Below are 22,277 nucleotides of genomic sequence, written 5' to 3'. Positions count from 1 at the left end.
TTTCGCGGGCTCGTGCGGCTGGTTTGGTGACGAAGTCGAACTTGATCTTGGGTATGGGTGAGACTCCGGAGGAGGTGGCGCCGGCGATGCGGGATCTGGTGGAGGCGGGGTGTGAGATTTTGACGATTACTCAGTATTTGCGGCCTTCGCCGCGGCATCATCCGGTGGATCGGTGGGTGAAGCCGGAAGAGTTCGTTGAGCATTCCAATGCCGCTGGGGCGTTGGGTTTCGCTGGTGTGATGGCCGGGCCGTTGGTCCGGTCGTCGTATCGGGCCGGGCGTCTGTTCGCGCAGACGAAGGCTCACCGCGGTGAAGCATTGTCGGAGAACTTGGCCCACCTCGCCGCCGAAGGCCCCGCCGCCCAAGAAGCCAGCTCACTGCTGGCCAGATAGGAAGGAGGGCAGATCAATGGCGATCAGCGTCTTCGACCTGTTTTCGATCGGCATCGGCCCCTCCAGCTCCCATACGGTGGGTCCGATGCGCGCCGCACTGACCTTTGTGGACGGTCTCGCCGACGACGGTGACCTGGCCGCCACGACTCGGGTCCAAGCCGAACTGTTCGGTTCGCTCGGCGCGACCGGGTTCGGGCACGGCAGCGACAAGGCCGTGCTGCTCGGGCTGTCCGGGGAGCGTCCGGAGGAGATCGACACCGACACGGTGCCCGGCAAGATCGCCGAGATCCGGGAATCGTGCCTGCTGAAGGTGCGCGGCGAGCACGAAATCGTGTTCACCGAGGACACCGACCTGACGATGCACCGGCGGAAGTCGTTGCCGGCGCACCCGAACGGCATGATCTTCCGCGCGTTCGACGCCGACGGGAAGGTGCTGCGCGAGCGCACCTACTACTCCGTCGGTGGTGGCTTCGTGCGCGACGAGTCCTACGAGACCGACACTGTCGTCGTCGAGGACTCGACGCGGCTGGAGTTCCCGTTCCGCACCGGCGCGGACCTGCTGAAGCACTGCGAGGACACCGGGCTGCCGATCAGCGAGATCATGCTGCGCAACGAGCTCTCCTGGCGTACGCGCGAGGAGGTCCGCGAAGGCTTGCTGGAGATCTGGCAGGTCATGGTGGAGTGCGTGCACAACGGCTGCGAGCACGAAGGTGTCCTGCCTGGCGGGCTGAAGGTGCCGCGCCGGGCGAAGGCGCTGCACGAGAAGCTGCTCGCCGAAGACGGCGTCGGCGATCCGCTGTACGCCATGGACTGGGTGAGCCTGTACGCGCTGGCGGTCAACGAGGAGAACGCCGCGGGTGGCCGCGTCGTCACCGCGCCGACCAACGGCGCCGCCGGGATCATCCCCGCGGTCCTGCACTACTACCAGCGGTTCATCCGGGGTTCGTCGGACGACGGCATCGTGACGTTCATGCTCACCGCGGGCGCGATCGGCTCGATCCTCAAGCAGACGGGCTCGATCTCCGGTGCCGAGGTCGGCTGCCAGGGCGAGGTCGGTTCGGCCAGCGCGATGGCCGCCGCCGCGCTCACCGAGGTCCTCGGCGGTTCACCGGCGCAGGTGGAGAACGCCGCCGAGATCGGCGTCGAGCACCACCTGGGGCTCACCTGTGACCCGGTCGGCGGGCTGGTGCAGATCCCGTGCATCGAGCGCAACGCCGTCGGCGCGTCGAAGGCGATCCATGCCGCGCGGATGGCGATGCGCGGCGACGGTTCGCACGTAGTGACGCTGGACAAGGCGATCAAGACCATGCGCGAGACCGGTGCCGACATGAGCGTGAAGTACAAGGAGACCGCGCGCGGCGGCCTGGCCGTCAACGTCATCGAGTGCTGACACCCCCCGCAAGTCGTCCTCTTGTTGCGGTACATGCGTGTGCAAGTACCGCAACCAGAGGACGACTTGCGGGCGGCCTAAACTCGAAGGGTGGAGTCGAGCACGGTCGCGAACGCGGGTGACGCGCTGTTCCGCCCGGTGCGCGCGGGCAACGCCTTCGAGGAGACCGTCGAAAGGCTGCTCCAGGCGATCCGGCTCGGAGTGGTGGGCGCGGGGGAGCGACTGCCTTCGGAACGGGAACTCGCCGAGCGGCTCGGCGTCAGCCGGGTGACGCTGCGGGAAGCGATCCGCGCGCTGGCCGACGCCGGATACGTCGAGTCGCGGCGGGGTCGCTACGGCGGCACGTTCGTCAACGGCGTCCTGCCCGATCCGCCCGCCGCCGACGGGCGGAAGATCGACAACGCCACCCTGGAGGACGCGCTCGGCCTGCGGCACGTCCTGGAAACCGGCGCCGCCGAGATGGCGGCGTCGCGTTCCCTCACCCCGGCCGACCGGCAGCACCTGACCAGCACGCTCGCCGAGGCCGCCGCTGCCGACGTCGGCGACTACCGGCGCAAGGATTCGCGGCTGCACCTGGCGATCGCCGAGGTCACCGCGTCCGGCTCGCTGACCACGGCGATGGCCGACGCGCGGATGCGGGTCAACCAGCTGCTCGACACGATCCCGCTGCTCGAACCGAACCTGGAGCACTCGAACGCCCAGCACGAGGCCATCGTCGACGCGATCCTCGCCGGTGACTCCGAGGCGGCCCGCCGGGTGATGACCGAGCACGTCGAAGGCACCGCTTCGCTGCTTCGCGCCTTCCTCGCCTGACCCAGGGCCCGGGATTCGGTGATTTTCCCACAACCTTTTCACTCGTTCGGGCGTCTTACCTGGCGTGGAGAACCCGGATGACGAGACCGCACCCGAGTCGGAACCCACGGCCACCCCGGAACCGAAGGGGAAAAAGCGCAGGTGGCGCCGCATCGCCGCCTGGTCGCTGGGCCTCCTGATCGGTATCCCGGTGGTCGCGTTCGGGATCGCTTACGTTCTGCTCGACGTCCGCAGCCCGCAAGAGGTGCTCGCCGACCTCGACAAGACCGTCGTCCTGCAGAACGCCGACGGCTCCGAACTGCTCAAGGTGATCCCGCCCGGCGGCGACCGGTTGTTCATGCCCTACGCCGACATCCCCGCGAAGTTGCGCGACGCGATCGTCGCGACCGAGGACCCGACCTTCTGGGACAACGAGGGTTTCGACCTCACCGGCCTGGGCCGCGCGCTGGTGACCGGCGTCGGCGGCGGCTCGGGGATCACCCAGCAGTACATCAAGAAGTCCACCGGCAACGAGGACGCCACCCTCACCCGCAAGTTCTCCGAACTGGTGCTCGCCACGAAGATCACCCAGCAGCAGACCAAGAAGGAGATCTTCGAGAGCTATCTCAACATCATCTCGTTCGGCCGCGGCACCTACGGCCCGGCGTCGGCGATGAACGCCTACTTCGGCCGCAAGCTCGACGACTCGATGACCTGGAGCGAGGCGGCCTTCCTCGCCGGGATGATCCAGTCGCCTTCGGTGCACGACCCGTACGCCTCCACCCACGAGCACGCCATGAAACGCTGGTCCTACGTGGTGAACAAGCTGGTCGCGCGGGGTTACCTCAGTCAGGCCGAAGCGGTCGCGATGACCTATCCGGAGGACGCGATCCAGGCGCCTTCGGAGACCCGCGCCGGTCGCGTCACCTACGAGCAGTACCACATCAAGCAGCGGGTCCTCGCCGAACTGGAACAGGTCGGCTACCCGCTGGACCGGCTCCGCGGCGGCGCGATGAAGGTCGAGACGACCATCGATCCGCGTGCCCAGGCCGAAGCCGAGAAGGTGGTCAAGGAGCGACTGCGGGGGCAGCCGGAGCACTTCCGCGCCTCGCTGGTCGCCGTCGAACCCGGGACCGGCGCCATCCGCGCCTACAACGGCGGCGGCTGGAGCGTGCACGACTACGCCGGAACCCCGTACGGCACCGGTTCGGCCTTCCAGCCGTTCACTCTCGCCGCCGGTTTCGAGCGGGGCGTCAACGTGGACGAACCGCTGAAGCCGCCCGCACAGGTCGACTTTCTCGGGGAGACCTTCACGTTCCAGGAGCAGTGCGGCGATGCGGGGAAGTGCACGCTGCGCGAGGCGATCGGACGGGGCGCTCAGGGGCCGTTCGTCGACCTGGCGAAGAAACTCGGCGCGGAAGCGGTCCGGAACGGCGCCCGCGCGGCCGGGATCCCCGAGACCGTCGACGGCGAAGTGACCCTGCGCGAGAAGGACGGGTTCCTGATCGGCCCGGGAATCGCGGTCGGCCGGTATCCCCTGCGGCCCAGCGACATGGCCGGCGCCTACGCCACCTTCGCCGCCGACGGCATGCGTGCCACCCCGCATCTGGTGTCGAAGATCCGGGACGAGCACGGCGAAGTCGTGTGGGAACGATCTGAGGACAAGACGCCCGCTTTCGGCGGCGACGAGACGCTGAGCCGCCGGATCGCCGGCACGGTCAGCCGCGTGCTGACCTCCGGGATGAAGGACCGCCCGGCGGCGATGAAGACCGGCGACTTCCAGTACAACGAAACCGACGACAACGCGGGTGGCTGGGCGGTCGGCTACACGCCGCAGCTTTCGACGGCGGTCTGGGTCGGCTCCGACCAGCCGCGACGGATGCGGGACGCCGCCGGGGAGAAGCTGACGGGCAAGACGATCCCGAGCGAGATGTGGCAGCGCTTCATGAGCGGTTTCCACCAAGGGATGCCGGTGCGGTGGCCGGAGCCCGTCGAAACCCGGATGGCTCCGGCACCGACTCGGTGACTCAGGTGAGCGCGGTCTGCGTGGTCGTCCAGAAGTCTGCGCGCGCGTGCCACGGGGCGGGCCAGTCGGCGCGCTGGGTGAGGAGGATCCCGGTCAGCCCCGTGGCCGGATCCGCCGCCCAGGACGTGCCGAGCCCGCCGTCCCAGCCGTAGCGGCCCTTGGTGGCGAGGCCGTCTTCCCGGTTGACGACGGCGAGCCCGAACCCCCAGCCGAGGCCGTGATCCAGGAGCGGTGCGCCGCTCGACGCCTGCTCCGGGGTGAGGTGGTCGGCCGTGAGCAGCGCGACCGACCTAGGGGACAAGAGCCGCTCGCCGTTGTTCAGCAACATCTGGCTGAACGCGAGGTAGTCGTCGGCCGTGGAGACGAGCCCCGCGCCGCCGGACGGGAACGGGACCGGTGCGCTCCACTGGCCGTCGGGGGCGTCGAACACGTGCAGTTCACCGGTGACCTCGTCCGCTTGATACGACGTCGTGAACCGGTGGGCCTGCCCGGCGGAGACCACGAAGGCGGTGTCGGACATGCCCAGCGGCTCGAAGATCCGTTCGGCGAGGAACCGCTCGAAGGGCATGTCCGCGGCGCGCGCGATCAGGATGGCCAGCACTTCCGAACCGACTTGGTACATCCACCGCTCGCCGGGCTGGTGCAGCAGCGGCAGCGTGCCGAACCGGCGCAGCCACTCGTCCGGATGGAGCGGTGTCGTCGGTTTCGGCGGGCCGATGACCAGTTCGAGTTCGTCGATCGCGCGCTGGATCGGGGTCGCTCCCGGCGGTGCGAGGACGATGCCGAATCCCAGCCGGAAGGTGAGCACGTCCCGCAGGGTGATCGGCCGGTCCGCCGGGACGGTGTCGTCCAGCGGGCCGTCGATCCGGCGCAGCACCCGGCGGTCCGCGAGTTCGGGCAGCAGCCCGCCGACCGGTTCGTCGAGCCGGAGGCGGCACTCCTCGACCAGCATCATCGCCGCGACCGCGGTGACGGGTTTGGTCATCGAACTGATCCGGAAGAGACTGTCGCGTTCCATCGGCTCGCCGCCGATCGCCTTGTCTCCCAAGACGTTCACATGGACCTCGTCGCCTGCCGCGACGAGGGAGACGAGCCCGGGGACCTCGCCGCGCTCGACGTAGCCGGACAGCACGCGGTGCGCGCGCCGCAGCGCCGCCGGATCGAACCGGGCCATCAGGACTTCACGAGCGCGATGGTCAGCCCGTCGTAGCCCTTCGCGCCGACGGTCTGGACAGCCGTCGCGTCGACGCGTGGTTCGGCGGAGATCATCTCGTGCAGCCGCCGGATCCCCTGGATGTTCGGGTCTTCGCTGGCGGCGTTGGCCACCGCGCCACCGCGGACGACGTTGTCGACCACGATCACGCCGCCGGGCCGGACGAGCTTCAGCGCCGCTTCGAAATAACCAGGATTGTTGACCTTGTCCGCGTCGATGAACGCCAAGTCGATCGGTCCTTCGACCGACGGCAGCAGGTCCAGTGCCTTGCCGACGCGGACGTCGACCAGCCCGCCGAGCCCGGCCGCGTCGAGGTTGCCGCGCGCGACTTCGGCGTGCTTCGGGTCGAACTCGAGCGTGACGAGCCTGCCCTGCGGCGGCAGGGCGCGTGCGAGCCAGATCGTGCTGTACCCGCCGAGCGTGCCGATCTCCAGGATCGACCGTGCGCCGATCATCCTGGCCAGCAGGTTCAGCAGCTTCCCCTGGTTCGGGGCGACGGCGATCGAGGGCAGCCCGGCCTTCTCCGACGCCAGCAGCGCGGCTTCGAGGGCGGGATCGGACGGGACGAGCACCCCGGACAGGTAGTCGTCCACTTCGGACCACAGTTGCTGTGACATGGCACCTCCTCCGCCAACCTACTCCGATCAGGCGGCGCGGCGACCGCCTTCGGGATCACCAGCGGGGTCCCGGTTTCGGGGCACGGCATGACCCGGCGCGGCAGCTCGAAGATCTTCTCGACGTTTTCGGCGGTCACGACTTCTTCGGGTGCTCCGGTCGCCAGTACCTTTCCGTCCCGCATCGCGATCATGTGCGTCGCGTAGCGGGCCGCGTGGTCGAGGTCGTGCAGCACCGCGACCAGCGTCCGGCCCTGTTCCTGGTGCAGTCGCGCGCACAGGTCGAGGATGTCCATCTGGTGCGCGGTGTCCAGATAGGTCGTCGGTTCGTCGAGGAGCAGGAGGTCCGTCACCTGCGCGAGCGCGATCGCCATCCACACGCGCTGCCGCCGGCCACCCGAGAGTTCGTCGACCAGCCGCTCGGCGAGGTCGCCGACTCCGGTGGCGCGCATGAATTCCGAGACCACGGTGGCGTCCTCACGGGACCACTGGCGCAGCAGGCGCTGATGCGGGTACCGGCCGCGTGCGACGAGGTCGGCGACGGTGATGCCGTCGGGCGCGATCGAACTCTGCGGCAGCAGGCCGAGCCGTCGCGCGACCTCCTTGGCGGGGAAGGAGCTGATCACCTGGCCGTCGAGGAACACCGAACCCTGTCGGGGTTCGAGCATTCGCGCGGCGCGCGCAGCAGGGTCGTCTTGCCGCAGGCGTTCGGTCCGACGATGACGGTGAACGACCGGTCGGCGATGACCACCCCGAGGTCTTCGGCCACGGTCCGGCCGTCGTAGACGAGCGTCAGCGCGTCCGCGTGCAGGCGCGACGTCGTGCTTTGCTCGGTGAGGGCCTCCACTCAGGTTAGGCTACCTAGAAAGCCGCCGTTGTGATGTTCCGTAGGTCGCGGTCGGCTCCCGTCTCCCGTTCGATGGCATCATCCGCAGTGCGATCACGCGAGCGGTGTCGGTGCGATCGAGGGGGAGGCATGGAGGACTACCGGATAGTCGCGGACGAGATCTCCGCCGATGTCGAGGCGGGCAGGCTTCGGCCGGGTGACAGGCTGCCCCCACAGCGGCGATTCGCCCGCGAACGCGGGATCGCGAACTCGACCGCCGCCAGGGTCTACGGCGAACTCGTGCGGCGAGGCGTCGTTGTCGGTGAAGTCGGCCGCGGCACGTTCGTCCGCGCCGCGAAGCCACCGCTGGAGACCGCGCTCGCCGAGCCGGGCGGCGCGAAGGTCGACCTCGAACTCAATTTCGCCGTCCTCCCGGAGCAATCCGCGCTGGTCGGGAAGGCGCTGGAGCCGCTCCTGCGTGACGACGTCCTGACTGCGGCGCTGCGGCCGGGGAGCGTCACCGGTTCGAAGCAGGCGCGTGACGCCGTCACCGGACTGTTCGCGAAGGACGGCTGGACGCCGGAAGTCCTCTTCGCCGGAAGCGGTCGCGAGGCCATCGCGGCCGCCATCGCCGCCTTCGTGCCGATGGGGGAACGGCTCGCCGTCGAGGCCATCACCTACCCCGTGGTCAAGGCGCTCACCGGACGGCTCGGCGTCCAGTTGGTGCCCATCGAGACCGATGACCTCGGCCTCGTGCCCGAAGCGCTCGAAGCCGCGCACGCCGCCGCGCCGGTCCGCGCGCTGTACGTCCAGCCGACTTTGCACAACCCCCTCGGGTCCACAATGGACGAAACGCGGCGTGTCGAGCTGGCGGAAACCGTGCGCCGGATGGACATCCCGGTGATCGAGGACGGGATCTACACGTTCCTCCGGCCCGAGATCCGTCCGTTCGCGACCTACGCGCCCGAACGCACGGTGTTCGCCGACAGCATGTCCAAACGGCTCGCCCCCGGGCTGACCACCGGATTCCTCGCCGTGCCACCGGAATGGACGGAGCGGCTGGCGGCGGCGGTGCGTTCGGGCGGCTGGGTCGCGCCCCGGTTCGCCCTCGAAGCCGCCACCCGGTGGATCACCGGCGGCACCTTGGAAACCGTCGAACGGGCGAAACGCCTCGACGCCGCGGAACGCCAGCGGGTGACGGCTGAGCGGCTGGACGGGTTCACGCTGCGCGCGGATCCGCGGGCGTACCACTGCTGGTGGGAACTCCCCGAGCACTGGCGTGCCGAAACCTTCGTCGCCGCGGCCGCGCGCCGCGGGATCGCGGTCACCCCGGCGGCCGCGTTCGCCATCGTCCCCGGCCACGCCCCGAACGCCGTGCGCCTGGCGGTGTCCTCTCCGCCGATCGAAACGCTTTCGGCCGCCCTGGACGTTCTCGCCGGGCTCGCCGCCGGACGCCCCGAAGACGCGGGCGTCGACTAACTCCCGCAATTCGTCCTCTAGTTGCGGTCGTTCGTATTCCCAACTACCGCAACTAGAGGACGAATTGCAGGGGGGGTCAGGGGCGCGGGACCCACTTGCCGATGAAGCTGCCGCAGGTGACGGTCTGCCCGGTGAGCCGCGACCGCAGCGCGTTCTCCATCCCGAGGTAGTCGAAGATCGGCGCGTCTCCCGCGACCTCGGCGGGGACCGGCCCGCCCTTGGCCAAGGTCGGCATGCTCACCGTCTGGAACAGCACCAGGTAGTCACCGTCACGGTTGAGGTCGTCGGCGGTCGACAGCATCCGCTGTGGAGCGTCGGCGACGATCTCCAGCGGCAGCGGCCATTCCAGCGGGAACGGGTTGCGCAGGCCGAAGGCGGGGTAGGCGAACGGGTTGTCGGGCAGGATCGCCGTCCGCCCCGCGGGGAACCGCGTGACGCAGTCCTGGATCTGGGCGATGTAGGTGAAGGTCCCCGGGTTCGTCCGGATCCCGCGCATCGACGGCGTCACCGCGCCCAGGTCACCGGTCAGCTTCTCGTGCGCCATGTCGAGGTACGCGGCTTCGTCGTGGTGCGCGACCACGGCCCAGCCCGACGCCAGCACCGCGACCAGTCCCATCGCCGCGGCGACGGCCAGGCCGACCTGGCGAGGCGGCTCGGGCATCGGCGGCAGCGCGTCCGACAGCAGCAGGATCGCCGTCAGCGCCAGCGTTCCGGTGAACAGCGTCGGGGTGTCGTTCCCCCAGGACAGACTCGTCATGAAGCCGGTCGCGAAGACCAGCGCGCCCATTCGCGGCAACCGCCGTTTCGCCACCCAGTTCACCAGCAGTGCGACACCGAGGATCCACCAGAGGACGTCCGCCCAGCGCGACGCGCCGGTGAAGTGTCCATCCACGACGGTGCCGACCACCACCGCCACCCCGGCCAGTGACACCAGCCTCGCGATGATCGCGCCGGTGAATCCGGCACGGTCGCGGAAGATCGCGAGCAGAGCCAGCAGCACGCCCGCGATGGCGAAGAAGGTCAAGCCCCGCACCGGCGGCAGCAAGAGGGATTCGGGATTCTCCAGCCACAGCCCGAGAAGTCGTTCGCCGTACGCGGGGAGGCCGCCGGTGAGCTGCTCGGCCATCGCGCCGAGTCCACCGTCGAGTGTGACGATTCCGAGGTAGAAAACCAAAAAGGCACCCAGCGCCAGCAGGTCCCACGCCAGGCGTGCCCACCAGCGGCCGATGCGGAACGCGCCGTCGGCCAGCGACGGGTGCAGCAGCAACCAGAACAGCGCAATCACCGGCACCGGCGCGAAACTCTGCTTGACGAACACCGCGGTGCCCAGCAGGACGAGACCGAGCCGCCGCGGCCACGCCAGCTCGCCGCGCAGCCCGGAATCCAGCGCCCAGGCGCCGCAGGCGGTCAGGAAGATCCCGTCGATCGTGTGCCACGCCATCAGCGGGAAAGCGTTCAGGTTCAGCAGCGACGCGGCCGCCGTCAGTCCGGTGAGCCCGGGTCCCCAGTCGCGGACGCGGCGGCGGGTGACCAGCACGGCGAACGCGATGGTCGCCAGGATGATCTCCAGCATGCTGAGCACGCTGGAGACGAAGAACAGCGGCCCCGGCAGGACGAAGTCGACGACGTGCAGGTACGCCGAACCCAGCGGCCGCGCGGAGATGATGTCGGAGTGCGGGACTTCGCCGTGCAGGACCCGCCACGCCTGGGCGAGGATGAAACCCTGGTCCGACGGGTGGAAACCGAAGCGCCCCACCCGGAGTTCGGTGGCGATGGCGAGTGCGAGGACCCACGTCACGTGCAGGGAAAGCCGCAGCACTGTCCTGGACGGACGTACCACCGCAGTGTCCGGTCCGGTCGACAGCGGGGGACTGGCGACGTCCACACTGCCCCTTCCCGCTCGTCCCTACCTCGGCCCGTGCCCGCCGACCACGGCGTATCGGAAACCGATGGTAGCGGCCGGGGCGTATCCCGATCGAGCCCGGCGGCGGGGACGTCAGGGACGGCGGCGCCAGACCAGCCTGGTGACCGCGCCCGCCACCGAGGCGAGTGGGGCTTTCCGGGGCAGGCCACGGGTTTCCGGCGCGGACTCGGGCATCGCGCGGTAGACGAGGTGGGCGAAGAACCGCGTCGTCCTGGGTGCGACGAGCGTCACCAACTCGGCGGCCGTGCCTTCGGGCAGGTTCAAGATCTCCGGCCGTTTCTCGAGTGCCTTCACCACCAGAGCGGCGGCGCGTTCGGGAGAGCTCGACGGCATCCCGCGGTAGGACCCGGTCGGCGCGATCATGTCGGTGCGCACCAGTGGCATCCGGACCGAAGTGAAGGTGACGCCGTCGGAAAGCGTCTCCCGTCCGGCGGTCAGCCCGAACTCCTCCAGCGCGGCCTTCGAAGCCAGGTAGGCGGAAAACCGCGGTGTGTCCGTCTGCAGTCCTTGGGTGGTCACGTTGACGACGTGGCCGAATCCGCGCGCGGTCATCGACGGCAGCAGGCCGAGGGTCAGCCGCACGGGGCCGAAGTAGTTGATCGCCATCGTGCGCTCGAAGTCGTGGAAACGTTCGGTGGACAGCGAAAGCGAACGCCGGATCGAGCGGCCCGCGTTGTTGACCAGCATGTCGACGGCGCCGTGTGCGGCGAGCACGTCCTTGACCAGAGCGTCGACCGCGCCGCCGTCGGTGAGGTCGCACGGGTACGCGGAGGCCTTCCCGCCCGCCGCGACGATCTGTTCGCGGACCTCTTCGAGTTCGTCGGCACGCCTGGCCACGAGGATCACCTCGGCGCCCTTCGCGGCGATGGCCAGCGCGGACGCGCGCCCGATGCCCGACGAGGCACCGGTGATCAGGACCTTGCGGCCGTCGAGCGGTTCCTGCCCAGGACGACGGCGGCCGCGATCGGGGTCCAGGTGTCCGAGCCAGTACCGGTAGAGCGGCCCCGCGTACTCCTTCAACGGGGGCAAGGTGATTCCGCTGCCGTCGAGCGCCGCGGTGGTCGCACTCGTGTCGAAGTCAACCGCCATGCTCAGATGCGGCAGGACTTCGAGCGGGATGCCGAGCTCCGCCAGCACCGCCGCGCGGGCCGAACGCCCGCCCGGGACGCGGTCGAATCCGGCCGCCGCGGACTTCGCCAAGCGGGTCCCGGTTCGCTTCAGCGCTCCGGACGCTCGTGAGGGAAGGACGGCGGAGATCTTCGGCGCGCCCGCCGCCCGCGCGAAGGCGTTGTAGACCTCGTGCAGTGGTTGCGGACGCGGCGACGCGAGGTGGTACGTGCTGCCGCTGGGCGCGTCGACGTGCATGAGGTGCTCGAGCGCTTCGACGACGTAGTCGACCGGCACGATGTTCGTGGCGCCGAGATCCGGGGCGGCGAGCGGGAGACGAAGGCGCAGTTTTTCTTGTAGCGCGGCGAGCCGTGAGATCGCGGGAAGGAAGTAGTACGGGCCGTCGATCTTGTCCATCTCGCCGGTGCGCGAATCGCCTGCCACGGCGGACGGCCGGTACACGCGGAACGGCGTCTTCCCGTGTCGTCGCACGAGCTTCTCGGCCTCGAACTTCGTCGCGTGATACGGCGACGCGAAGCTCTGGCCGAGGTCGAAGTCCGCCTCGGTGAAGCGCCCGGCGTACTGTCCGGCGACCGCGATCGAAGAGACGTGGTGGAAGAGCCCGGCGTTCGCGGCGGCGGCGAACTCCAGGACGTTGCGGGTGCCGTCGACGTTGGCCGCACGGTTGGCCGCTTCGTCCGCGGTGAGGTCGTAGATCGCGCCGAGGTGCACGACGTGGTCGAGTGGGCCCAGGCCGTCGGGGTCGATGCCCAGCGAGGAATCGGTCAGATCGCCGGTGACGGGAACGAGCTTCTCGTGGCTCGGAAGCTTCCCGCGTGAGGTCTCCCTCACGAGAACATGGACGGCTACGGTCTCAGGTCGCCGCAGTAGGCGCGCGACCAGGCGTTTGCCCAGAAATCCCGTCGCGCCCGTCACGAAGTAGGTGGTCATGGCCGGCTCCTTCCGAACGGGGCCGACTCTACCTACTCAGAAGTAGGAACGGTAGTTGTCATTCACTGTGGTCCGGATGTTCTGCCACCGCGACCACGGCGTCGCGGAGCGCGGCGCGCAGGCGACCCACGCCTAGCGGCCCGAGCACGGCGGCCTCTCCGGGCGGCGCCACGAGCACGATCTTGTCGCTGCTCACGAACACCGTCAGGTCCCTGCGCCTGCCCGCGAGATCCCGGCAGCCGACCGACCATTCGTCCCGGGGTGCCAACGTCCTCATCCTCCCGTATCCCATGATCTTCCTTTCTCGTCCGAGGCTGGGACGAGGCGGTTTCAGGGCCGTGACGCGGAATACCCGACTTTCCTACTGATGGGTTAACCGATCCTTCGTATCGTGATCGACTTCCGCGTTCGCTGGCCGGACGAGGCCGGAGCGGAGTAGCGGAACCTGCTGGGAGAGAACGAGCCGTATCTGAAAGGCCCGTATTTCTTCTCGGATCAGTACGACCCTGGGCTGCGAATACCGCGGTCTCGCCGAGCCCGGACGCGACGAACTCGTCGTGCGTGGCGACCTCGCGGCGCGGGACTTCACGGCGTTCTGAGTTGCGGGACGGGCAGGTGGCCGCCGCGATGAACGTCAACCAGTGGGATGACGGGGACGCGTTGAAGGCCCTGGTCGACGGCCGCGAGGCCTTTCGCGGCCCCTTAAGCCTCTTGAGTGACCGCCAAGGCCACCGGCGCCGCTACGAACCGCGAAGGGCGCGTCATGGTCCCGAAGGCCAGCAGCGCGAGTACGCCGAAGACCGCCATCGTGATCCCCATCGGCACCGCGGTTCCCGCACCGCCCAGTCCGACCAGTGGCGTCGCCAGCCCGCCGACGACGAACTGCACCACCCCCAGCAACGCCGACGCCGAACCGGCCGACCGGGCCTGCTCGGCCAGCGCCAGCGAACTCGCGTTCGGCGCGACCATGCCGATGCTCGACACCAGGATGAACAGCGGGACCAGCAGACCGACCAGACTCAGGTCCAGCACCACCGCGGCCAGCACGCCGAACCCGGCCGCCGCGGCGACGATCAGGCCGACGGTCAGCAGCGTCCGCTCCGGGAATCGTCCGACGATTCGCCCGTTCAGCTGGCCGACGGCCACGATGCCGATGCCGTTGAGTCCGAACACCAGGCTGTACGCCTGCGGGCTGAGCCCGTAGACACCCTGCAGCGCGAAGGACGATCCGGAGATGTAGGCGAACAGGCTGCCGAACATGAGCCCGGAAGCGAGCGCGTAGCCGAGGAAACCGCGGTCGCGGAACAGGCAGGCGTAGGTCCGCATCACCGAGCCGAACCGCGCGGGCGTGCGGCGTTCCTCGGGCAGCGGTTCCGGCAGCAGGAAGAAGACGACGGCGAGCAGGATCGCGCCGAACACGGTCAGGCAGACGAACACGCCGCGCCACGAGGTCCAGTTCATGATCTGGCCGCCGATGATCGGCGCCAGGATCGGGGCGAGCCCGTTGACCAGCATGAGCAGGGAGAAGAACTTCGTCATCGCGGTGCCGGAATAGAGGTCGCGCACGGTCGCCCTGGCGATCACGATGCCGGCCGCGGCACCGAAGGCCTGGACGCCGCGGGCGGCGATGAGCAGTTCGGCGCTCGGGGCGATGGCGCACAGGATCGAGCCGACCAGGTAGAGGCCGAGCCCGGCCACGAGCGGTTTGCGGCGGCCGATCGCGTCGGACAGCGGTCCGAGGATCAGCTGGCCGATGGCGAGCCCGATGATGAACGCGCTCAGCGTCAGCTGGACGGTCGCGTCCGCCGCGCGCAGTTCCCCCGCCATCTGCGGCAGTGCGGGCAGGTACATGTCGATCGACAGGGGCCCGAAGGCGGACAGGCCGCCGAGGATCAGGACGAATCGGGCGCGTCCGGTCGTGCTCGGGCGCGCGACGGTTTGTTCCACTCGCTCGGGCGCGATGGTCATGCTTTTCCTCTCCCAGTGACGGTTCCGCGAAGAACAACTTGCTTAGAGTAGGTAACTATTCCCGCTGTGAGGCAGACCATGTCAACTTTCGACCACTGATCCGATCAATTTTCCGCACAAATCGAGACGCCCCCTAGATGTGGCCGGAGGTGGTCGGGTATACATCGGATGTCTGTTCGTTGCTGTTGGTTCGGCCGGAAGGAAAAATCCGTGCAGCTGTTGCGTCTCGGGGAGCCGGGGAGTGAGCGTCCGTTCGTACGTGCCGGGGGCGGCACGTTGCGCGACCTCGCGGGGCTGACCGCCGACATCGATGGCAGCTTCTTCGCGAGCGACGGCGTCGCCAGGGTCGCGGCCGCGCTGGCCGCCGGTGAGCTGCCCGAAGCCGGTGCCGAAGCCGCGGGGCCCAGGGTCGCCGCGCCGATCGCCCGGCCCGGCAAGGTCGTCTGCATCGGCCTCAACTACCGGCGGCACGCCGAGGAGTCCGGCGCCGCCGTCCCGGCCGAGCCGGTCGTCTTCATGAAGGCCTCCGATGTCGTCGTCGGCCCGGAGGACGACGTGCTCGTGCCGCGGAACTCGGCGAAGACCGACTGGGAGGTCGAGCTCGGCGTCGTCATCGGCAAGACCGCGCGCTATCTCGACAGCGTCGAAGAAGCTCTCGACTACGTCGCCGGGTACACCGTCTCTAACGACGTGTCCGAGCGCGAGTTCCAGCTCGAACGCGGCGGCCAGTGGGACAAGGGCAAGTCGTGCGAGAACTTCAACCCGCTCGGCCCGTGGCTGGTCACCTCGGACGAGGTGCCCGACCCGCAGGACCTCGGCCTGCGGCTGTGGGTCAACGGCGAGAAGAAGCAGGACTCGTCGACCAAGGACATGATTTTCACGGTCGCCGAGATCGTGCATTATTTGAGTCAGTTCATGGTGCTGCGTCCGGGGGACCTCATCAACACCGGAACCCCGCAGGGCGTCGCGCTCGGTCAGCCCGATCCCAAGCCGTACCTGCGGGAAGGTGACGTCATCGAGCTCGAGATCGACGGCCTCGGCCGCCAGCGCCAGACCGTGAGGCAGGCGTGATGGCGAAGATCGTGGGCATGGAGGTGCTCGACGTCCGCTTCCCCACCTCGCGCGAGCTGGACGGTTCGGACGCCATGAACCCGGACCCGGACTACTCGGCCGCGTACGTCGTGCTGCACACCGACGGCGGCCCGGACGGCTACGGGCTCGCCTTCACCATCGGCCGCGGCAACGACGTCCAGGCCGCCGCCATCCGCGCGCTCGAAACGCATGTGGTCGGCCGTGACGTCCCCACGGACGCGGCAGCGCTCGGCGACCTGTCCAGGGCATTGGTCGGCGACTCGCAACTGCGTTGGCTCGGCCCGGAAAAGGGTGTCGCGCATATGGCGATCGGCGCGGTGGTCAACGCCGCCTGGGATCTCGCCGCGCGCATCGCCGGGCTCCCGGTCTGGCGTTTCGCCGCCGAGATGTCGCCAGAGGATCTGGTCTCCCTCGTCGACTTCCGCTACCTCTCCGACGCGCTGACCGAAGAGGAAGCGCTCGACATCCTTCGTGCCGCCGAGCCCGGCCGCGCCGAACGGATCGCCCGGATCGAACGCGACGGATACCGCGCGTACAGCACGTCTCCCGGTTGGCTCGGTTACTCGGACGCGAAACTCGTCCGGCTCGCCGGGCAGGCGGTCGCGGACGGTTTCGAGATGATCAAGCTGAAGGTCGGCGGCAACCTCGAGGACGATGTCCGCCGGATGAAGCTCGCCCGCGAGACCGTCGGTGCGGGCATCCGGGTCGCCGTCGACGCGAACCAGCGCTGGGACGTCTCGGTCGCGATCGCCTGGATGACCGCGCTGGCGCCGTACGACCCGTACTGGATCGAGGAACCCACCTCGCCGGACGACGTGCTCGGGCACGCCGCGATCGCCAAGGCACTCGCCCCGATCCGCGTGGCCACCGGCGAGCACGTCCAGAACCGCGTGGTGTTCAAGCAACTCCTGCAGGCCGGGGCGATCTCGGTGCTGCAACTGGACGCCGCCAGGGTCGGCGGGTTCAACGAGAACCTGGCGATCCTGTTGCTGGCGGCCAAGTTCGACGTCCCGGTGTGCCCGCACGCCGGTGGTGTCGGGCTGTGCGAACTCGTGCGGCACCTGTCGATGTTCGACTACGTGGCGGTGTCCGGTTCCGACGCCGACCGGTCCATCGAGTGGGTCGAGCACCTCCACGAGCACTTCACCGATCCGGCCGTCGTGGCCGATGGCCGCTACCTCGCGCCGTCCTCGCCGGGCTTCTCCGCGCGGATGCACGACGCGACGCTGCGCCGGTTCACCTTCCCCGACGGTCCAGAATGGACGGAGACCGCCAGTGAGTGAGTTCGAAGGCCTCGTCGCCGCCGTCACCGGTGGCGCGTCCGGGATCGGCAGGGCCACCGCGGATCTGCTCGCCTCCCGAGGGGCGACGGTCGCGGTGCTCGACCTCAAACCGGGCGACCTCCCCGAGGGCCTCACCGGATTCCGGTGTGACGTCGGTTCGGACGACGAGGTGCGCTCGGCGATCGACGCGGTCGCGGAACGGTTCGGCAGGCTCGACATCCTGGTCAACAACGCCGGGATCGGCGCTCAGGGTGACGTCACCGCCAACGACGACGACGAATGGCACCGGGTGCTCGACATCAACGTCGTCGGCATGGTGCGGCTCGCGCGGGCGGCGTTGCCGCAGCTGAAGAAGTCGCCGTCGGCCGCGATCGTCAACACCTGCTCGATCGCCGCGTGGGCGGGCCTGCCCAGCCGCGCGCTGTACTCGGCCAGCAAGGGCGCGGTGCTCTCGCTGACCTTGGCGATGGCGACCGACCACCTCGCCGACCGGATCCGGGTCAACTGCGTCTGCCCCGGCACCGCGGACACCCCGTGGGTCGGCAGGCTGCTCGACTCCGCGGGCGACCCGGAGGCCGAACGGGCCGCGCTGGCCGCCCGCCAGCCGATGGGCAGGCTGGTGACCGCGGACGAGGTCGCGAACTCGATCGCGTACCTCGCCAGTCCGCTGTCCGCGTCGACCACCGGAACGGCGCTCGCCGTCGACGGAGGTATGTACGGGCTGCGTCCGCGCGGCCCGGTCCAGCAGTAGGTTCCCGGTCATCGAGGAGGATGCGGTGCGTACGAGGGTGATCAAGGTGGCCGCCGCGGCCACCGCGCTCGGCCTGGCCCTGTCGGCCTGTGGGTCCACCAAGGACAACGCGCCGGCACCGGGTGCCGGTGGGGCCCGCGGTGGCAAGGTCGGTGCGACGATCCCGTTGCTGGCCTCGCCGTTCTGGCAGGCCTACAACAACTACGTACCACTGAAGGCGAAGGAACAGGGCGTCGACGCGCTGCCGACGGTCAACGCGGACAGTGATTCGGCGAAGCAGATCACCGACATCAACACCTTGCTCAACCAGGGCATCAAGGGGCTTGTCGTGACTCCGCTGGACTCCGCCGCCGTCGTGGCGGGCCTCAAGGCCGCGGAGAACAAGGGTGTTCCGGCGGTGGCCGTCGACGTCGCACCGGAGAGCGGCAAGGTCGCGATGGTGGTGCGCGCGGACAACAAGGCGTACGGCACCAAGGCCTGTGAGGCGATCGGCGCGAAGGTCACTTCGGGCAAGGTCGTGCAGGTCATGGGTGACCTCGCCTCGGTCAACGGCCGCGACCGTTCCGAGGCGTTCCGGCAGTGCATGAAGGCGAAGTCCCCGGACGTCCAGGTGCTGGAGATCGCCGCCGAGTGGAAGGCGGACAAGGCATCGTCGGGTTTGGACAGTCTGCTGACCGCCAACCCGGACATCAAGGCCGTGTACATGCAGGCCGGCGGTGTCTACCTGGCGCCGACGCAGCAGGCCCTCAAACGCAAGAGCCTCTACTTCCCGGTCGGCGACCCTAGGCACGTCGTCCTGGTCAGCAACGACGGCATTCCGCAGGAACTGGCCGCGATCCGCGCCGGCGAACTCGACGCGACCGTCTCCCAGCCCGCCGACGACTACGCCAAGTACGGCATGTACTGGATCAAGAAGGCGATGGCGGGAGAGACCTTCGAGGCGGGGCCGACCGACCACGGCAGCACGATCGTCGAGGTCCGGCCCGGGATACTGGAGGACCAGCTTCCCGCACCCGTGGTCACCAAGGACAACGTGGACGACAAGGCCCTGTGGGGGAACAACCTGTGAGCGCGCTGCCCGCCGGCTCCGCCGCCGTACCGGTGGTCAGCGCACAGGGCGTCGGTAAACGCTACGGCCCGACCGTGGCGCTGTCCGACGTCAGTATCACCGTGCACCCCGGCGAGTCGCACGCGCTCGTCGGCCGCAACGGCGCGGGGAAGTCCACCCTCGTCTCCATCCTCACCGGACTGTCCAAAACGGACACCGGCCGCGTCGAGTTCGGCGGCGTTCCCGCCCCACCGTTGTCCAAACAGGACGAATGGAAGCGCGCGGTCGCCTGCGTGTACCAGCACGCGATGGTCGTCCCGCAGCTGACCGTCGCGGAGAACCTGTTCCTCAACCGCCAGTCCGGTAAAGGTTTCGCGATCGGCTGGCAGCGGTTGCGCCGTCAGGCGCGGGAACTGCTCGACTCGTGGGACGTGCGGGTCGACGTCGACACCCCGGCGGGCGAGCTTGCGGTCGAGGACCGGCAGTTCGTGGAGATCGCGCGGGCGCTTTCCCATGGCGCCCGGTTCATCGTGCTCGACGAACCGACGGCGCAACTGGACAGCCAGGCGATCGAGCGGCTCTTCGGGCGGATGCGCCAGATGCGGGCGAACGGGGTGACGTTCCTGTTCATCTCGCATCACCTCCACGAGGTGTACGAGGTGTGCCAGGCGGTCACCGTGCTGCGCGACGCCAAGCACATCCTCACCGCGCCGGTCTCGGAGGTCGGTCACGCCGAGCTGATCGACGCGATGACCGGTGAGCAGGGCGGGCTTTCCGTCCGCGACGCCTCGGCGCGAGAGGCGCTGGCTTCGGACGCGGACGAGGTCTTGACCGTCGACGGGCTTTCCGGTGCCGGGTTCGACGACGTGACCTTCCGGATCCACCGCGGTGAGGTGCTCGGGCTCGCGGGCAGCAACGCCAGCGGCAAGCACCAGGTCGCCGAAACCGTGTACGGGCTGCGTTCGGCGGCCTCCGGCACGATCCGGGTCGAAGGCGAGTCGTTGAAGCCGGGTGACATCCCGGCCGCGATTGGCGCCGGAATCGGCTGTGTGCCGAGAGACCGGCACCACGAAGGCCTGGTCCTCGAACACTCCATCATGGACAACGCCACACTGTCCATTTTGGACCGAATGGGCAAGGTGGGCCTGGCGTCACCTGGCGCGCGATACGAGCGGGCGTCCAAGGCACTGAAGGACTACGGCATCGTCGCGGCCGACGCCGACCAGCCGGTGTCCGACCTTTCCGGCGGCAACCAGCAGAAGGTCGTCCTGGCCCGCGCGCTGGCCGGGGACCCCCGGCTGGTCGTGCTGATCAACCCGACCGCCGGCGTGGACGTGAAATCGAAGGAGGCACTGCTCGCGGTCGTCGACCGGGTGCGGGCCGAGGGCAAGGCGGTGCTGATCGTCAGCGACGAGCTGGACGATCTGCGCCTGAGCGACCGGGTGCTGGTGCTGCGCGCCGGTGCGGTGGTCGCCGAACACCGGGCGGGCTGGTCCGACGGCGATCTGGTGGCTGACATCGAAGGAGTCGAGCCTTGATAACAGGCCCAACAACGTCCTTCGCGGCCTCGCCGAAACGCCGGAAGTTCCGCTGGCTGCGCGAACTCGCGCTGGTGCCCGCCCTCATCGTGGTGCTGATCATCGGAGGACTGATCAGTGACACGTTCCTGACCTTCGGCAGCATCGTCGGCATCCTGTCCGCCTCGGCGGCACTGTCGATGGTGGTGCTTGGCGAATCGCTGGTCCTGCTCACCGGGAAGTTCGACCTGTCGCTGGAATCCACCATGGGCATGGCACCCGCGCTGGGCGCGATGCTGGTGATCCCGGTGGCGTCTTCGGGCTTCGGCACCGAACTCCCCGGGTTCGCGGGTATCCTCGCCGTGCTGGTGGCCGGTGCCGCCATCGGTTTCGTGAACGGGTTCCTGATCGTCAAGCTGAAACTGAACGCCTTCATCGTCACGCTGGCGATGCTGACGGTGCTGCGTGGCACGCAGATCGGCTCCACCCAGGGGAAGACGCTGTTCGACCAGCTGGACGTGTTCACCGCGCTGGCGACGACCACGTTCATCGGGCTGCCGATGTCGGTGTGGCTGGCCGCGGCATTGTTCACCGTGTTCGGGCTGGGGCTGCGCTATCACCGGATCGGCCGATCGCTGTACGCCATCGGCGGCAACCGGGAAGCCGCGCGGGCCGCGGGCATCCGCGTCGACCGGATCTCGTGGGGTGTGTTCGTCGTGGCCGGTGTGCTGGCCGCGCTCGGCGGGCTCGCGTACACGGGGTACGTCGGCGCGCTCGGCGCGGATCAGGGCGACGGATTGATCCTCCAGGTGTTCGCCGCTGCGGTGATCGGCGGTGTCTCACTGGACGGTGGGAAGGGCACGCTGGTGGGGGCGCTCACCGGCGTCCTGCTCCTGCAGACGGTCACCAACCTGCTGCAGGTGGCGCAGGTGCCACCCGAGTGGCTGAAGGCGATTTACGGCGTGATCATCCTGGTCGCGTTGATCATTTCCCGCTATGCCGGCGGGAAGGCCCAGACCTAGCCGGCGGATGCAATGAACGGTCCGTTCCTTGCAAAATTTGCAAGGAACGGACCGTTCATTGCACGCCGCGAGACGGTTCGAGGACCCTAATGGAGGAAGTTGTGTCAGGAAGCTTCGGCGGCCACGGTCGGGTCGTCGGCGGTGCCGAGGGCGTTGCGGAGCCACTGCTCGACCCCGGCCACGTGCACGGTCGCCCACGAACGCGCCAGTTCGGGTTCGCGGGCGGCGATGGCCTCGTAGATCGCCGAGTGCTGCTCGCGGGTCTTCGCGACCGCGCCCTCCTGCGTGAGCCCGCGCCAGATGCGGGCACGCGCGGTGGGGCCGGAGAGGCTGTCCAGCAGCGAGCACAGCACCGGATTGCCGGAGCCGTCGGCGATCTTGCGGTGGAACTGCAGGTCGTTCGCGACCAGCGCTTCCACGGTCGGCGAGTCGGCCAGTTCGTCGAGCAGGCGGCCTAGTTCCGCGATGTCCTCGTCGTTCATGTGTATCGCCGCCATCGCCGTCGCGGCCGGTTCGAGGATCCGGCGGACGGCGAGGAAGTCCAGCACGGTGTCGTCGCGGTGGAAGTCCACCACGAAGGTCATCGCGTCGAGGAGGAGATTCGGTTCGAGGCTGGTGACGTACGTTCCGTCGCCCTGGCGGACGTCGAGCACGCGGATCAGGCACAGCGCCTTCACCGCTTCGCGCAGCGAACTGCGGGACAGACCGAGCCGCTGGGCCAGTTCGGCCTCCTTCGGCAGCCTGTCGCCTGGAGCAAGCTCGCCGGAGATGATCATGTCCTTGATCTTGTCGATCGCGACATCGGTGACCGGCATGTTCCACCGCCCTCCCCGAAGACCTCGGATGTTTGAGTGTTAGTTGACAGAGTGCCATGTTTCGAGC

Annotated in this window: 17 protein-coding genes and 3 pseudogenes; 12 read left to right on the top strand and 8 right to left on the bottom strand. The window is 68.9% G+C overall.

Features of this window, described 5'->3' with window-relative positions:
- The 4 genes and pseudogenes from ACM6LR_RS32195 to ACM6LR_RS32180 form a co-directional block, all read left to right on the top strand.
- A pseudogene (locus tag ACM6LR_RS32195) lies at positions 1-392 on the top strand (lipoyl synthase); the annotation flags it as partial.
- A gap of 16 nt (positions 393-408) precedes the next feature.
- On the top strand, positions 409-1,782 hold the full coding sequence (locus tag ACM6LR_RS32190) for an L-serine ammonia-lyase (protein WP_414945132.1): 1,374 nt from the start codon (positions 409-411) through the stop codon (positions 1,780-1,782).
- Positions 1,783-1,872: 90 nt separating this feature from the next.
- Positions 1,873-2,595, top strand: coding sequence for a FadR/GntR family transcriptional regulator (locus tag ACM6LR_RS32185; RefSeq protein WP_414940963.1), 723 nt, complete (start codon positions 1,873-1,875; stop codon positions 2,593-2,595).
- Between the two features lie 64 nt (positions 2,596-2,659).
- On the top strand, positions 2,660-4,600 hold the full coding sequence (locus tag ACM6LR_RS32180; protein ID WP_414940962.1) for a transglycosylase domain-containing protein: 1,941 nt from the start codon (positions 2,660-2,662) through the stop codon (positions 4,598-4,600).
- Position 4,601: 1 nt separating this feature from the next.
- Here ACM6LR_RS32180 and ACM6LR_RS32175 read toward each other — a convergent pair whose 3' ends face one another.
- The 3 genes and pseudogenes from ACM6LR_RS32175 to ACM6LR_RS32165 form a co-directional block, all read right to left on the bottom strand.
- Positions 4,602-5,774, bottom strand: a complete 1,173-nt coding sequence (locus ACM6LR_RS32175; protein ID WP_414945131.1) for a serine hydrolase domain-containing protein — start codon at positions 5,772-5,774, stop codon at positions 4,602-4,604.
- The gene (locus ACM6LR_RS32170; RefSeq protein WP_414940959.1) at positions 5,774-6,430 is read right to left on the bottom strand and encodes an O-methyltransferase; all 657 of its coding nucleotides are present in this window, start codon (positions 6,428-6,430) and stop codon (positions 5,774-5,776) included. The genes ACM6LR_RS32175 and ACM6LR_RS32170 overlap by 1 nt, the downstream gene beginning before the upstream one ends.
- 44 nt (positions 6,431-6,474) lie before the next feature.
- Positions 6,475-7,274, bottom strand: a pseudogene (locus tag ACM6LR_RS32165) (ABC transporter ATP-binding protein); the annotation flags it as partial.
- A 129-nt stretch (positions 7,275-7,403) separates the two neighbouring features.
- Between ACM6LR_RS32165 and ACM6LR_RS32160 the strand changes: the two are divergent.
- Positions 7,404-8,732, top strand: coding sequence for a PLP-dependent aminotransferase family protein (locus ACM6LR_RS32160; protein WP_414945130.1), 1,329 nt, complete (start codon positions 7,404-7,406; stop codon positions 8,730-8,732).
- Positions 8,733-8,808: 76 nt separating this feature from the next.
- Here the strand turns inward: ACM6LR_RS32160 and ACM6LR_RS32155 are convergent, their stop codons facing one another.
- The 3 genes from ACM6LR_RS32155 to ACM6LR_RS32145 form a co-directional block, all read right to left on the bottom strand.
- Positions 8,809-10,617, bottom strand: a complete 1,809-nt coding sequence (locus tag ACM6LR_RS32155; RefSeq protein WP_414940957.1) for a hypothetical protein — start codon at positions 10,615-10,617, stop codon at positions 8,809-8,811.
- A 111-nt stretch (positions 10,618-10,728) separates the two neighbouring features.
- Positions 10,729-12,714 carry an SDR family oxidoreductase gene (locus ACM6LR_RS32150; protein ID WP_414940956.1) on the bottom strand — a complete coding sequence of 662 codons (1,986 nt, stop codon included), beginning with the start codon at positions 12,712-12,714 and terminating at the stop codon, positions 10,729-10,731.
- A gap of 58 nt (positions 12,715-12,772) precedes the next feature.
- Positions 12,773-12,991, bottom strand: a complete 219-nt coding sequence (locus ACM6LR_RS32145) for a hypothetical protein (RefSeq protein WP_414945129.1) — start codon at positions 12,989-12,991, stop codon at positions 12,773-12,775.
- Positions 12,992-13,156: 165 nt separating this feature from the next.
- Between ACM6LR_RS32145 and ACM6LR_RS32140 the strand changes: the two are divergent.
- Positions 13,157-13,398: pseudogene (locus ACM6LR_RS32140) on the top strand (oxidoreductase C-terminal domain-containing protein); the annotation flags it as partial.
- An 18-nt stretch (positions 13,399-13,416) separates the two neighbouring features.
- Here the strand turns inward: ACM6LR_RS32140 and ACM6LR_RS32135 are convergent.
- Positions 13,417-14,682 carry a Bcr/CflA family multidrug efflux MFS transporter gene (locus ACM6LR_RS32135; RefSeq protein ID WP_414945128.1) on the bottom strand — a complete coding sequence of 422 codons (1,266 nt, stop codon included), beginning with the start codon at positions 14,680-14,682 and terminating at the stop codon, positions 13,417-13,419.
- A 210-nt stretch (positions 14,683-14,892) separates the two neighbouring features.
- Between ACM6LR_RS32135 and ACM6LR_RS32130 the strand changes: the two genes are divergently transcribed.
- Genes ACM6LR_RS32130 through ACM6LR_RS32105 form a run of 6 tightly spaced genes read left to right on the top strand, consistent with a single transcriptional unit; the run spans position 14,893 to position 21,395 of the window.
- On the top strand, positions 14,893-15,753 hold the full coding sequence (locus tag ACM6LR_RS32130) for a fumarylacetoacetate hydrolase family protein (protein WP_414940953.1): 861 nt from the start codon (positions 14,893-14,895) through the stop codon (positions 15,751-15,753).
- A complete protein-coding gene (locus ACM6LR_RS32125) occupies positions 15,753-17,057 on the top strand; it encodes an enolase C-terminal domain-like protein (RefSeq protein ID WP_414940952.1) in 1,305 nt (434 codons plus the stop codon). The genes ACM6LR_RS32130 and ACM6LR_RS32125 overlap by 1 nt, the downstream gene beginning before the upstream one ends.
- On the top strand, positions 17,050-17,808 hold the full coding sequence (locus ACM6LR_RS32120; protein ID WP_414940951.1) for an SDR family NAD(P)-dependent oxidoreductase: 759 nt from the start codon (positions 17,050-17,052) through the stop codon (positions 17,806-17,808). The genes ACM6LR_RS32125 and ACM6LR_RS32120 overlap by 8 nt, the downstream gene beginning before the upstream one ends.
- A gap of 25 nt (positions 17,809-17,833) precedes the next feature.
- Complete coding sequence (locus ACM6LR_RS32115) at positions 17,834-18,877, top strand: sugar ABC transporter substrate-binding protein (protein WP_414940950.1); 1,044 nt, start codon at positions 17,834-17,836, stop codon at positions 18,875-18,877.
- Complete coding sequence (locus ACM6LR_RS32110) at positions 18,874-20,394, top strand: sugar ABC transporter ATP-binding protein (RefSeq protein ID WP_414940949.1); 1,521 nt, start codon at positions 18,874-18,876, stop codon at positions 20,392-20,394. The genes ACM6LR_RS32115 and ACM6LR_RS32110 overlap by 4 nt, the downstream gene beginning before the upstream one ends.
- A complete protein-coding gene (locus ACM6LR_RS32105; RefSeq protein WP_414940948.1) occupies positions 20,391-21,395 on the top strand; it encodes an ABC transporter permease in 1,005 nt (334 codons plus the stop codon). The genes ACM6LR_RS32110 and ACM6LR_RS32105 overlap by 4 nt, the downstream gene beginning before the upstream one ends.
- Positions 21,396-21,499: 104 nt before the next feature.
- On the opposite strand, the gene ACM6LR_RS32100 is transcribed toward ACM6LR_RS32105, so the two are convergent.
- On the bottom strand, positions 21,500-22,210 hold the full coding sequence (locus ACM6LR_RS32100) for a FadR/GntR family transcriptional regulator (RefSeq protein WP_414940947.1): 711 nt from the start codon (positions 22,208-22,210) through the stop codon (positions 21,500-21,502).
- Positions 22,211-22,277: the final 67 nt, after the last annotated feature.

Origin of the sequence: Amycolatopsis sp. cmx-11-32 (assembly GCF_047608695.1) — a bacterium.
GTDB lineage: Bacteria > Actinomycetota > Actinomycetes > Mycobacteriales > Pseudonocardiaceae > Amycolatopsis.
Note: the sequence above shows the minus strand (reverse complement) of the source record. Positions and strands in the feature narration are given on the sequence as shown.

Bases quoted from the DNA above. Each gene is read 5' to 3' on its own strand.
- ACM6LR_RS32190 (WP_414945132.1), top strand. From the start codon at position 409: ATGGCGATCAGCGTCTTCGACCTGTTTTCGATCGGCATCGGCCCCTCC.
- ACM6LR_RS32175 (WP_414945131.1), bottom strand. From the start codon at position 5,774: ATGGCCCGGTTCGATCCGGCGGCGCTGCGGCGCGCGCACCGCGTGCTG.
- ACM6LR_RS32170 (WP_414940959.1), bottom strand. From the start codon at position 6,430: ATGTCACAGCAACTGTGGTCCGAAGTGGACGACTACCTGTCCGGGGTG.
- ACM6LR_RS32160 (WP_414945130.1), top strand. From the start codon at position 7,404: ATGGAGGACTACCGGATAGTCGCGGACGAGATCTCCGCCGATGTCGAG.
- ACM6LR_RS32150 (WP_414940956.1), bottom strand. From the start codon at position 12,714: ATGACCACCTACTTCGTGACGGGCGCGACGGGATTTCTGGGCAAACGC.
- ACM6LR_RS32145 (WP_414945129.1), bottom strand. From the start codon at position 12,991: ATGAGGACGTTGGCACCCCGGGACGAATGGTCGGTCGGCTGCCGGGAT.
- ACM6LR_RS32135 (WP_414945128.1), bottom strand. From the start codon at position 14,682: ATGACCATCGCGCCCGAGCGAGTGGAACAAACCGTCGCGCGCCCGAGC.
- ACM6LR_RS32125 (WP_414940952.1), top strand. From the start codon at position 15,753: ATGGCGAAGATCGTGGGCATGGAGGTGCTCGACGTCCGCTTCCCCACC.
- ACM6LR_RS32100 (WP_414940947.1), bottom strand. From the start codon at position 22,210: ATGCCGGTCACCGATGTCGCGATCGACAAGATCAAGGACATGATCATC.